General features: G+C 60.7%; 12 protein-coding genes and 1 rRNA gene. 7 read left to right on the top strand and 6 right to left on the bottom strand.

Annotated features, from left to right (window positions below; genetic code table 11):
• Positions 1 to 8 precede the first annotated feature (8 nt).
• The 6 genes from nuoI to nuoN are packed head-to-tail and all read left to right on the top strand — an operon-like array spanning position 9 to position 6,287.
• On the top strand, positions 9 to 557 hold the full coding sequence (gene nuoI / locus TRP66_RS05260; RefSeq protein ID WP_333400310.1) for an NADH-quinone oxidoreductase subunit NuoI: 549 nt from the start codon (positions 9 to 11) through the stop codon (positions 555 to 557).
• Positions 558 to 567: 10 nt separating this feature from the next.
• The gene (gene nuoJ / locus TRP66_RS05265; protein ID WP_333400311.1) at positions 568 to 1,083 is read left to right on the top strand and encodes an NADH-quinone oxidoreductase subunit J; all 516 of its coding nucleotides are present in this window, start codon (positions 568 to 570) and stop codon (positions 1,081 to 1,083) included.
• On the top strand, positions 1,080 to 1,388 hold the full coding sequence (gene nuoK / locus TRP66_RS05270; RefSeq protein WP_125832723.1) for an NADH-quinone oxidoreductase subunit NuoK: 309 nt from the start codon (positions 1,080 to 1,082) through the stop codon (positions 1,386 to 1,388). The genes nuoJ and nuoK overlap by 4 nt, the downstream gene beginning before the upstream one ends.
• Complete coding sequence (gene nuoL, locus TRP66_RS05275) at positions 1,385 to 3,238, top strand: NADH-quinone oxidoreductase subunit L (RefSeq protein ID WP_333400312.1); 1,854 nt, start codon at positions 1,385 to 1,387, stop codon at positions 3,236 to 3,238. The genes nuoK and nuoL overlap by 4 nt, the downstream gene beginning before the upstream one ends.
• A 39-nt stretch (positions 3,239 to 3,277) precedes the next feature.
• Positions 3,278 to 4,810 carry an NADH-quinone oxidoreductase subunit M gene (gene nuoM / locus TRP66_RS05280; RefSeq protein ID WP_333400313.1) on the top strand — a complete coding sequence of 511 codons (1,533 nt, stop codon included), beginning with the start codon at positions 3,278 to 3,280 and terminating at the stop codon, positions 4,808 to 4,810.
• 7 nt (positions 4,811 to 4,817) lie between these two features.
• Positions 4,818 to 6,287, top strand: coding sequence for an NADH-quinone oxidoreductase subunit NuoN (gene nuoN, locus TRP66_RS05285; protein ID WP_333400314.1), 1,470 nt, complete (start codon positions 4,818 to 4,820; stop codon positions 6,285 to 6,287).
• 57 nt (positions 6,288 to 6,344) lie between these two features.
• Here nuoN and TRP66_RS05290 read toward each other — a convergent pair whose 3' ends face one another.
• The 5 genes from TRP66_RS05290 to TRP66_RS05310 all read right to left on the bottom strand — a co-directional run bounded on the left by TRP66_RS05290 (position 6,345) and on the right by TRP66_RS05310 (position 10,119).
• Entirely contained in the window at positions 6,345 to 7,409 is a 1,065-nt protein-coding gene (locus TRP66_RS05290; protein WP_333400315.1) for an AI-2E family transporter, read from the bottom strand.
• A gap of 112 nt (positions 7,410 to 7,521) precedes the next feature.
• Positions 7,522 to 8,841 (bottom strand): ATP-binding protein, encoded by a 1,320-nt coding sequence (locus TRP66_RS05295; protein ID WP_333400316.1) that lies wholly within the window; start codon positions 8,839 to 8,841, stop codon positions 7,522 to 7,524.
• The gene (locus TRP66_RS05300; RefSeq protein WP_333400317.1) at positions 8,838 to 9,506 is read right to left on the bottom strand and encodes a response regulator transcription factor; all 669 of its coding nucleotides are present in this window, start codon (positions 9,504 to 9,506) and stop codon (positions 8,838 to 8,840) included. Before TRP66_RS05300 ends, TRP66_RS05295 begins: the two co-directional genes overlap by 4 nt.
• Positions 9,506 to 9,811, bottom strand: a complete 306-nt coding sequence (locus tag TRP66_RS05305) for a PepSY domain-containing protein (RefSeq protein WP_442965167.1) — start codon at positions 9,809 to 9,811, stop codon at positions 9,506 to 9,508. The genes TRP66_RS05300 and TRP66_RS05305 overlap by 1 nt, the downstream gene beginning before the upstream one ends.
• Positions 9,811 to 10,119: a PepSY domain-containing protein gene (locus tag TRP66_RS05310; protein ID WP_333400318.1), complete on the bottom strand. Its 309-nt coding sequence runs from the start codon at positions 10,117 to 10,119 to the stop codon at positions 9,811 to 9,813. The genes TRP66_RS05305 and TRP66_RS05310 overlap by 1 nt, the downstream gene beginning before the upstream one ends.
• A gap of 201 nt (positions 10,120 to 10,320) precedes the next feature.
• On the opposite strand from TRP66_RS05310, the gene queD reads away from it, so the two are divergent.
• Positions 10,321 to 10,677: a 6-carboxytetrahydropterin synthase QueD gene (gene queD, locus TRP66_RS05315; RefSeq protein ID WP_333400319.1), complete on the top strand. Its 357-nt coding sequence runs from the start codon at positions 10,321 to 10,323 to the stop codon at positions 10,675 to 10,677.
• Between the two features lie 126 nt (positions 10,678 to 10,803).
• On the opposite strand, the gene rrf is transcribed toward queD, so the two are convergent.
• Positions 10,804 to 10,907, bottom strand: a 5S ribosomal RNA gene (rrf, locus tag TRP66_RS05320); the annotation flags it as partial.

Consider the following 10,907-nt stretch of genomic DNA (forward strand, 5'->3'; position numbering starts at 1 on the left):
ACTTAACCATGCTCAAGTATCTATGGAACATCGTGCATGGCACCTATACCCAGGTTCGCAGCCTGGTGATGGTGTTCTCACATGCATTTCGCAAGCGTGACACGCTGCAATACCCGGAAGAACCGGTTTACCTGCCGCCCCGTTACCGCGGTCGTATCGTCCTGACCCGTGATCCTGACGGCGAAGAGCGCTGCGTGGCCTGCAACCTGTGCGCCGTGGCCTGCCCGGTCGGTTGCATCTCCCTGCAGAAAGCCGAGACCGAGGACGGCCGCTGGTATCCGGATTTCTTCCGCATCAACTTCTCGCGCTGCATTTTCTGCGGCATGTGCGAAGAAGCTTGCCCGACCACGGCGATCCAGCTCACCCCGGACTTCGAAATGGCCGACTTCAAGCGTCAGGATCTGGTCTACGAGAAGGAAGACCTGCTGATCTCCGGCCCAGGCAAGAACCCGGAATACAACTTCTACCGCGTCGCGGGCATGGCGGTCGCCGGCAAGCCTAAGGGCGCCGCGCAGAACGAAGCCGAGCCGATCAACGTGAAGAGCCTGCTGCCATAAGGATGTAAAGATGGAATTCGCTTTCTACTTCGCCTCTGGCATTGCGGTCGTGTCCACCCTGCGGGTGATCACCAACACCAATCCAGTGCACGCGTTGCTCTACCTGATCATCTCCCTGATCGCCGTGGCCATGACCTTTTTCGCGCTGGGCGCTCCGTTCGCCGGGGTGCTCGAAGTCATTGCCTACGCCGGCGCAATCATGGTGCTGTTCGTCTTCGTCGTCATGATGCTCAACCTGGGGCCGACCTCGGTCGACCAGGAACGGACCTGGCTCAAGCCCGGCGTCTGGCTGGGGCCTGTGATCCTGGCGGTGCTGCTGCTCGGAGAACTGCTCTACGTATTGTTCGCCAACCCGACCGGTGCCGCCATCGGTCATACGACCGTAGACGCCAAGGCGGTCGGCATCAGTCTGTTCGGCCCTTACCTGCTGGTGGTGGAGCTCGCCTCGATGCTGCTGCTGGCCGCCGCGGTCACCGCGTTCCATCTGGGTCGTGAAGAAGCCAGGCAAGAAGGAGTCAAGCCATGAATGCAATTCCCCTCGAACACGGACTGGCGGTTGCCGGTGTGTTGTTCTGCCTGGGTCTGGTCGGTCTGATGGTGCGGCGCAACATCCTTTTCGTGCTGATGAGCCTTGAAGTGATGATGAACGCCTCCGCGCTGGCATTCGTCGTGGCCGGCAGCCGCTGGGCGCAGCCGGATGGACAGGTGATGTTCATTCTGGTGATCACCCTTGCGGCGGCCGAGGCCAGTATCGGCCTGGCGATCCTGATGCAACTGTATCGCCGCTTCCACACTCTCGATATCGACGCTGCCAGCGAGATGCGCGGATGAATCTTCTCTTTCTGACTTTCGTATTCCCTCTCATCGGATTCCTGCTGCTGTCCTTCTCCCGGGGCCGCATTTCGGAAAACCTCGCGGCGCTGATCGGCGTCGGCTCCATTGGCCTTTCCGCCATCGTGGCGGCCTGGGTGATCTGGCAGTTCAATGTCGCGCCGCCTGAAGGCGGTCACTACACCCAAGTGTTGTGGCGCTGGATGGACGTCGACGGCTTCCAGCCCAACTTCGCGCTCTATCTGGACGGCCTGTCGGTCACCATGCTGGGCGTGGTGGTCGGCGTGGGCTTCCTGATCCACCTGTTCGCGTCTTGGTACATGCGTGGCGAAGCGGGCTACTCCCGGTTCTTCTCCTACACCAACCTGTTCATCGCCAGCATGCTGTTCCTGATCCTGGGCGACAACCTGCTGTTCATCTACTTCGGTTGGGAAGGCGTGGGCCTGTGCAGTTACCTGTTGATCGGTTTCTACTACAGCAACCGCAACAACGGTAACGCAGCGCTGAAAGCCTTCATCGTGACCCGCATCGGCGACGTGTTCATGGCCATCGGCCTGTTCATCCTGTTCCAGCAACTGGGCACGCTCAACGTTCAGGAATTGCTGGTCCGGGCGCCCGAGCATTTCAAGACCGGCGACTTCTGGATCGTGCTGGCGACCCTGATGCTGCTGGGCGGCGCGGTCGGCAAATCCGCCCAGCTGCCGCTGCAGACCTGGCTGGCCGACGCGATGGCCGGCCCGACTCCGGTCTCGGCGCTGATCCACGCGGCGACCATGGTCACCGCGGGCGTCTACCTGATCGCCCGTACTCACGGCCTGTTCGCCCTGGCGCCGGATATCCTGCATCTGGTCGGCATCGTCGGCGGCGTTACTCTGGTGCTGGCGGGTTTCGCGGCGCTGGTACAGACCGACATCAAACGCATCCTCGCCTACTCGACCATGAGCCAGATCGGCTACATGTTCCTGGCGCTGGGCGTCGGCGCCTGGGAAGGCGCGATCTTCCACCTGATGACCCACGCGTTCTTCAAGGCGCTGCTGTTCCTTGCCTCGGGCTCGGTCATCGTGGCCTGCCACCACGAGCAGAACATCTTCAAGATGGGCGGTCTGTGGAAGAAACTGCCGCTGGCGTACGCCAGCTTCATCGTCGGTGGCGCTGCCCTGGCCGCCCTGCCGCTGCTGACCGCCGGTTTCTACTCCAAGGACGAAATCCTCTGGGAAGCTTTCGCCAGCGGTCATACCGGCCTGCTGTACGCCGGTCTGGTCGGTGCGTTCATGACGTCGCTCTACACCTTCCGCCTGATCTTCATCGCCTTCCACGGCGAAGCGAAGACCGAAGCGCACGCCGGTCACGGTATCGCTCACTGGTTGCCGCTGTCGGTGCTGATCGTCCTCTCGACTTTCATCGGCGCGATGATCACCCCGCCTCTGGCAGGCGTCCTGCCAGAGAGCGTCGGTCACGCGGGCGGAGAAGCCAAGCACAGCCTGGAAATCGCTTCGGGCGCCATCGCCCTGGCCGGTATCCTGCTGGCGGCGCTGCTGTTCCTGGGCAAGCGTCGCGCGGTCGGCGCCATCGCCAAGAGCGCACCGGGCCGTTTCTTCTCCACCTGGTGGTTCGCCGCCTGGGGCTTCGACTGGATCTACGACAAGCTCTTCGTCAAACCCTATCTGGCGATCAGCCATCTGCTGCGTAGCGATCCGTTCGACCGCAGCATCGGCCTGATCCCGCGTCTGGTCAAAGGCGGTCATGACTCCATGAGCCGTACCGAGACCGGCCAGCTGCGTTGGTATGCTGCCTCGATCGCCGCAGGTGCCGTTCTGGTGCTCGGCGCCGTCGTTCTGGTTGCGGTCTGACATGAACCTTGCGAATTTGCGAAAGGAATTGAGCCCGTCATGATTCTGCCTTGGCTAATCCTGATCCCCTTCATCGGTGGCCTGCTGTGCTGGCAGGGTGAGCGCTTCGGCGCCACTCTGCCGCGCTGGATCGCGCTGCTGACCATGACTCTCGAACTGGTTCTGGGCCTTTGGCTGTGGACCGTCGGCGACTACACTCTGGCCCCGGTCCCCGGCGCCGATCCGTCCTGGACCCTGGAATTCCACCGCCAGTGGATCTCGCGCTTCGGCATCGATGTGCACCTGGCGCTCGACGGCCTGTCGCTGCTGATGATTCTGCTCACCGGCCTGCTCGGTGTGCTGTCGGTGCTGTGCTCCTGGAACGAAATCCAGCGCAAGGTGGGCTTCTTCCACCTGAACCTGATGTGGATCCTGGGCGGTGTCGTCGGCGTGTTCCTGGCCATCGACCTGTTCATGTTCTTCTTCTTCTGGGAAATGATGCTGGTGCCGATGTACTTCCTCATCGCGCTCTGGGGTCACAGTTCTTCGGATGGCAAGCGTACCCGTATCTATGCCGCCACCAAGTTCTTCATCTTCACCCAGGCCAGCGGCCTGATCATGCTGGTGGCGATCCTGGGTCTGGTTCTGGTGCATTACAACCAGACCGGCGTGCTGACGTTCGCCTATGCCGACCTGCTGAAAACGCAGCTGGCGCCGGGTACCGAGTACATCCTGATGCTGGGCTTCTTCATCGCGTTCGCGGTGAAGCTGCCAGTGGTGCCGCTGCATTCCTGGCTGCCTGACGCTCACGCCCAGGCGCCGACCGCAGGCTCCGTGGACCTGGCAGGTATCCTGCTGAAAACTGCTGCCTATGGTCTGCTGCGCTTTGCCCTGCCGTTGTTTCCCAACGCCTCGGCGGAGTTCGCGCCGATCGCGATGACACTGGGCCTGATCGGTATTTTCTACGGAGCCTTCCTGGCATTCGCGCAGACCGACATCAAGCGTCTGATCGCGTTTTCCAGCGTGTCGCACATGGGCTTCGTACTGATCGGCATCTACTCCGGCAGCCAGCAGGCACTTCAGGGCGCGGTCGTGCAGATGCTGGCCCACGGTCTGTCGGCGGCGGCACTGTTCATCCTGAGCGGTCAGCTGTACGAGCGCCTGCACACCCGCGACATGCGCGAGATGGGCGGTCTGTGGTCTCGGATTGCCTACCTGCCAGCGATCAGCCTGTTCTTCGCGGCTGCCTCACTCGGCCTGCCGGGCACCGGTAACTTCGTAGGCGAGTTCCTGATCCTGCTGGGCAGTTTCGTCAGCTCGCCATGGGTCACCGCGATCGCCACATCGGGCCTGGTATTCGGTTCGGTGTACTCGCTGATCATGATCCACCGTGCCTATTTCGGCCCGTCCAAGTCCGACGAGATCCTCAAGGGCATGGACGGACGGGAACTGATCATGGTGTTGGGCCTTGCCGTGTTGCTGGTCTTGCTGGGCGTCTACCCGCAGCCGTTCCTCGACACTTCCGCAGCCACCATGCACGGTGTGCAGCAATGGCTAGGCACTGCCTTCACTCAACTCGCTTCGGCCCGGTAAGAGCGCTATGGACCTGACGATTCAACATTTTATTGCGCTTGCTCCATTGCTGATCACCAGTATCACCATTGTCGTGGTGATGCTGGCCATCGCATGGCGCCGCAATCACTCGCAAACCTTTCTGCTGTCGGTGGCGGGCCTCAACCTGGCGCTGCTGTCGATTATCCCCGCACTCAAGGTCGCGCCGCTGACGGTGACGCCTTTGCTGCAGATCGACAGCTTCGCCTGTCTGTACATGGCGATCATCCTGGCCTCGACCCTGGCTTGCGTAACCATGGCCCACGCTTATCTGGGTGATGACAAAGTCGGCTACCCGGGCAACCGCGAAGAACTTTACCTGCTGATCCTGCTGGCCGCCGCCGGCGGTATGGTCCTGGTGAGCGCGCAGCATCTCGCCGGGCTGTTTATCGGACTGGAATTGCTCTCGGTGCCGGTCTACGGGCTGGTCGCCTATGCATTCTTCAACAAGCGGTCCCTGGAAGGCGGCATCAAGTACATGGTGCTGTCGGCTGCGGGTTCGGCGTTCCTGCTGTTCGGTATGGCGCTGCTCTACGCGGACGCTGGCGCGCTGACCTTCACGGGCATCGGCAAAGCAATCGCCGCCACCGGCATGCCAAGCGCCCTCGCCAGCCTGGGTCTGGCGATGATGGTCGTAGGTCTCGCCTTCAAGCTGTCTCTGGTACCCTTCCACCTGTGGACGCCGGACGTGTACGAAGGCGCTCCTGCCCCTATCGCCGCCTTCCTGGCGACGGCGAGCAAGGTAGCGGTATTTGCGGTGCTGGTGCGTCTGTTCCAGATCTCTCCGGCAGCCAGCAGCGGTGTCATGACCGATGTACTGGCGGTGATCGCCGTGGCCTCGATTCTGGTGGGCAACCTGTTGGCGCTCACCCAAAGCAACCTCAAGCGTCTGCTCGGCTACTCGTCGATCTCTCACTTCGGATATCTGATGATCGCGCTGGTCGCCAGCAAGGGGATCGCGGTAGAAGCCATCGGCGTCTATCTGGTGACCTATGTGCTGACCTCTCTGGGCGCTTTCGGTGTAATCACCATGATGTCGTCGCCTTACAGCGGTCGTGACGCGGACGCGATGTTCGAGTACCGCGGGCTGTTCTGGCGTCGTCCCTACCTGACCGCGGTCATGACCCTGATGATGCTGTCGCTGGCGGGTATTCCGCTCACTGCGGGCTTCATCGGCAAGTTCTACATGATCGCGACCGGTGTCGAAGCGCATCTGTGGTGGCTGACCGGCGCACTGGTTCTCGGCAGCGCCATTGGCCTGTTCTACTACCTGCGGGTGATGGTGACCATGTATCTGGTGGACAACCAGATGCCGCGTCACGATGCGGCGTTCAACTGGGCGCAACGTACCGGCGGTGTGATGCTGCTGGCCGTCGCGATCCTGACCTTCGTGCTGGGTGTCTACCCACAGCCGCTGCTGGATCTGGTGGTCAACGCCGGGCTGCAAATGGCGAGCTGATCGCCGGACACAAAAAAACCCTGCTCTGGAGCAGGGTTTTTTTTGCTCTGAATTCGGTCAGCCGGGCAGTTGGACCTTCCTCTTGGAGCCGGCGAAGATACCCCAGGTCGACATGAACAAGGCGGCAACCAGAGGCCCGATCACAAAACCATTGAGGCCGAAGACCGCCATGCCGCCCAACGTGGAGATCAGGATCAAGTAGTCGGGCATGCGGGTATCCTTGCCCACCAGCACCGGGCGCAGAACGTTGTCCACCAGGCCGATGACCAGTACGCCGAACAGCGCCAGGACAACGCCTTGCCAGATCATGCCGCTCAACAGGAAGTAGACCGCCACTGGCGCCCAGACGATGCCCGCACCCACCGCCGGCAACAGCGACAGGAAGGCCATGATCACGGCCCAGAGCAGAGCGCTCGGAATATCCAGTACCCAGAATATAAAGCCGCCGAGCGCGCCCTGAGTCACCGCGACCACGACGTTGCCCTTCACTGTGGCGCGTACCACGCGGGTGAATTTGAGCTGCAACCGGCGCTTCTGCTGATCAGCCAGTGGAACTGCGTTACGCAGCTTGCGCACCAGTTCCTGGCCGTCACGCAGGAAGAAGAACAGCAGGTAGAGCATGATGAAGAAGCTCACCACGAAGTCGAAGGTTCCCTGCCCGAAGCTGAAGGCCTGGGTCGCCAGATACTGACTGCCCTGCATGGCGCCTTTGGCGATCTTGTCGCGCAGGCCGTTCAGATCGCCCATGCCCATGCGGTCCAGCAGACGCTGCATCGAGTCAGGCAGCAGATCCTTGTATTCGGCAAGGTAGCCGGCGATATCCAGCTGTCCGGACTCGACGTTCTTGTACAGCACAGTCCCTTCCTGGACCAGCAAGGCGCTGATGATGATCACCGGCAGAATGGCAAGCACCAGACATATCGTCAGGGTGCAGAGCGAAGTGACGTTGCGTGGCCAGTTGTAGCGCAGGTGAATCCGACGTTGAATCGGCGCGAAGATGATCCCCAGGATCACCGCCCAGAACACCGCGCCATAGAAAGGCAGCAGTATCCAGATGAAGGCAAGGGTCACCAGCACGACCAGCAATAAAAGGGTTTTGTATTGAAGCGTGGTTTCGTTCATGTCCTGTCCATGTCGTAGGCCGCAGCGTCGCGCCCGGTCTACAGCTTAGTCAGCCAGGAACGGCGGGAGTGCCGTGCTCACGCCGCTCGCGCGCGGTCAGGTAACGCCCGCATCAGACATTACGATCAGGAAGGTGGATGCTGGCCCGCAGGCCGCCCATGGGGCTTTCCAGCAGTTGCAGGCGCCCGCCCCAGGCTTCGACGATGTCACGCACGATGCCCAGGCCCAGGCCATGCCCGCTGGTCTGCTCATCGAGGCGGATACCACGGCTGCAGACGGCTTCACGGCGGGCTTCCGGAATGCCCGGACCGTCGTCATCAATGTTCAGGCAATAACCGCCATCCTCGCTCTCGATACTCAGGCGCACCAGGCTGTCGGCCCATTTGCAGGCGTTGTCCAGCAGGTTGCCCAGAACTTCCAGGATGTCTTCCCGATCCCAAGGCAGCTGCACGCCCGGATCAACGTCATTGACCAGATCCAGGTGGCCACCGTGAATCATGCGCAGCGTATCGAACAGGCTCTTGAGTTCGACGTCACAGTCGAAACGCACGCCCGGCAGAGCGTCGCCCGACAGGCGCGCCCGGTTCAGTTCTCGTTCGAGCCGCAGCCGGATGTTTTCGAGCTGTTCCTGCAAGGTCTTGCGAATGGCCGGGTGGGCGTCCAGCTGCTGGTTCGAGGCGAGGCTGAGCAAAACCGCCAAGGGCGTCTTCAGCGCGTGGCCCAGATTCCCGAGGGCGTTGCGCGAACGCTTGAGGCTGTCTTCGGTGTGCGACAGCAGGTGATTGATCTGAGCCACCAGCGGTTCGAGTTCGAGCGGGACCGCTTCGTCCAGGTGGGAACGGCGCCCCTGCTGAAGCTGAGAGATCTGTTCGCGCACTCGCTCCAGAGGATGAAGCGCACGACGCACTGTCAAGCGTTGCAGGAACAGCACGATGAGCAGCGCCGTCAGCCCCAGGCCAAAGCCGATCTGCTGCAAACGCTGAAAGCTTGCACGTACCGGGGTGTAGTCCTGCGCCACGGTGATGATGATCCGCTGACCGAACTTGCGGTAGTCCTCGGTCAGCACCAGAAGCGATTGCCCGGTATGACCCAATTCGACATTGGCGTGCAGGCCGGTGACTTTCGGCTCCGGCAGCTCGAAGTCCCAGAGGGAGCGGGAGCGCCAATGCCCCTTCTCGAAATCGATGCGGAAGTATTGCCCCGACAGCGGCCGCTGATACGCGCCGGACAATCGATGCTCGTCGAGCTGAATGCCCGCAGGGCCCCGAGCCAGAGACACCAGGAGGTTCTCACTCTCGTTGCGCAGTCCTGATTCCAGATAACGTTGCAGGCCCAGCTCGAACAGCCACAGTCCGGTCTGGGTGACGATCAGACCGACCACGACCAGAACCGCGATCAGTCCCACACTCAAGCGGCGCTGTATCGACCTCAAGTAGCGGCACCGCCGAACAGATAACCCTGCCCGCGTCGGGTTTCCACCACTCCCCTGCCGAGCTTGCGGCGCAGGTGGTTAACGTGGACTTCGATCACGTTCGAATCCCGCTCGTTTTCGCCGTCGTAGAGGTGTTCGGCCAGGTGACTCTTCGAGAGAATCTGCTCGGGATGCAGCATGAAGTAACGCAGCAACCGGAATTCTGCGGAAGTCAGCTGGATGTCGACGCCGTCCTTGATGACGCACTGACGGCCCTCGTCCAGATTCAACCCTGCGGACTCCAGCGTGGGCTGGTTCGCAAGTCCATGGGATCGACGCAGGAGCGCCTGGATGCGCAGTTGGAGCTCCTCTGGATGGAAGGGCTTGGTGAGGTAGTCGTCCGCACCCGCTTTGAGCCCCTCGATGCGTTCCGACCACGAGCCGCGAGCCGTCAGCACCAGAACAGGGATCGCCAGGCCATTGGCGCGCCACTGCTGCAAGACCTCCAGGCCGGGCAAGCCTGGCAGCCCCAGATCCAGCACAATAAGGTCATAGGGCTCACTGACGCCCTGATAGACCGCGTCTCGGCCATCCGCCAACCAGTCGACCGCATACCCCTGGCGCCCGAGCGCGGCCATCAGCTCATCGGCCAAAGGTACGTTGTCCTCAACCAGCAGCAGCCGCATCAGTCTTCCTCATCTTTCAGTAATTGTCCGTCACGGGCGTCGAACTTGAGCTCACGTACGATACCGCTGGGCGTCAGCAGTTCGAACTCGTAGACGTAGCGGTGGTGTTTCTCTTCCAGTTCGGCTTCAAGCAACCTGGAGCCTGGGTGGTAACTCAGCGCTCGTTCGATGAATTGCTCCAGAGGCTGAATCACGCCCCGCTGCCGCAGTTGCAGCGCTTCGTCCTGGTCCAGATCCCGTGCAACAGTCGCCATCGACAGGAGACTGCAGCCGGCAATGATGCACAGACGTGCATGGGTATTCATTAATTATCCTGATGATCTTCGTAGACCTGCCCGGTCACGGCATCCAGCTCCAGATCCCACTCGATGCCCTTTTCATCCTGCAGCTCTACCTTGTAGATGTACTTGCCGTATTCGTTTTCCAGTTCGGTATCTGTGATCTTCGCCCCGGGGTGGCTCTCCAACGCCGCTGCGTTGAGCTTTTCAACGCTCTGGATAGTACCGTTGTCTCGGAGTGCCTGGCCTTGCGCGGCGTCAAGGTCATGTGCAAAGGCCGTGTGCGCCGTCATGGCAATAACCACTCCGGCCAGCAAAGTGGTAAAGGTCTTCATATCCGCCTCCGTTGGCGATCTGATTCACGGAGATCAGCTTACCCCTGACAACTTAACTCAAACTGAAGAGTTCTGGCCACATGCCATCAAGTCGTGGCCGTACAGGGTATCCGCGAACGTGGTGTTTCGAGGCATAGCTGTTAAACTCGCGAGCTGATTGAATCGCTCAAGCGATCGCCATTATTTCAGAGCAATCATGTCGTGGAAATTTTTAAAGAGTTTACTTTTGAGTCAGCACACCGCCTGCCTCACGTACCCGAAGGCCATAAGTGCGGCCGGTTGCACGGCCACTCGTTCCGGGTTGGCATTCATCTGAGCGGACCGGTCGATCCTCATACCGGATGGATCCGCGATTTCTCCGAGATCAAGGCCATCTTCAAGCCGCTGTACGAGAGGCTGGATCATAACTACCTCAACGATATTCCTGGCTTGGAAAACCCCACCAGCGAAGTGTTGGCAAAATGGATCTGGGACGAACTCAAGCCTCTGCTGCCCGAGCTTTCCGCCATCCGCATCCATGAGACCTGCACAAGCGGTTGCGAATATCGCGGGGACTGATCCCGCCTGCGTTCTACAGCCACCCTTGCGGTGGCTTTTTATTGCCTGGAAGTTTTACGCAAGAAATTCAGATTCCAGAAAGACAAAACCCCTGACTGCTTATGCAATCAGGGGTTTCGGAATGAATCTTGACGATGACCTACTCTCACATGGGGAAACCCCACACTACCATCGGCGATGCATCGTTTCACTGCTGAGTTCGGGATGGGATCAGGTGGTTCCAATGCTCT

Origin of the sequence: Pseudomonas sp. JDS28PS106 (assembly GCF_036706555.1) — a bacterium.
Taxonomy (GTDB): domain Bacteria; phylum Pseudomonadota; class Gammaproteobacteria; order Pseudomonadales; family Pseudomonadaceae; genus Aquipseudomonas.

Coding starts and splice junctions, on each gene's coding strand:
- nuoI (WP_333400310.1), top strand. CDS start 9: ATGCTCAAGTATCTATGGAACATCGTGCATGGCACCTATACCCAGGTT.
- TRP66_RS05290 (WP_333400315.1), bottom strand. CDS start 7,409: ATGAACGAAACCACGCTTCAATACAAAACCCTTTTATTGCTGGTCGTG.
- nuoL (WP_333400312.1), top strand. CDS start 1,385: ATGAATCTTCTCTTTCTGACTTTCGTATTCCCTCTCATCGGATTCCTG.
- TRP66_RS05305 (WP_442965167.1), bottom strand. CDS start 9,811: ATGAATACCCATGCACGTCTGTGCATCATTGCCGGCTGCAGTCTCCTG.
- nuoJ (WP_333400311.1), top strand. CDS start 568: ATGGAATTCGCTTTCTACTTCGCCTCTGGCATTGCGGTCGTGTCCACC.
- nuoN (WP_333400314.1), top strand. CDS start 4,818: ATGGACCTGACGATTCAACATTTTATTGCGCTTGCTCCATTGCTGATC.
- TRP66_RS05310 (WP_333400318.1), bottom strand. CDS start 10,119: ATGAAGACCTTTACCACTTTGCTGGCCGGAGTGGTTATTGCCATGACG.
- nuoM (WP_333400313.1), top strand. CDS start 3,278: ATGATTCTGCCTTGGCTAATCCTGATCCCCTTCATCGGTGGCCTGCTG.
- nuoK (WP_125832723.1), top strand. CDS start 1,080: ATGAATGCAATTCCCCTCGAACACGGACTGGCGGTTGCCGGTGTGTTG.
- TRP66_RS05300 (WP_333400317.1), bottom strand. CDS start 9,506: ATGCGGCTGCTGCTGGTTGAGGACAACGTACCTTTGGCCGATGAGCTG.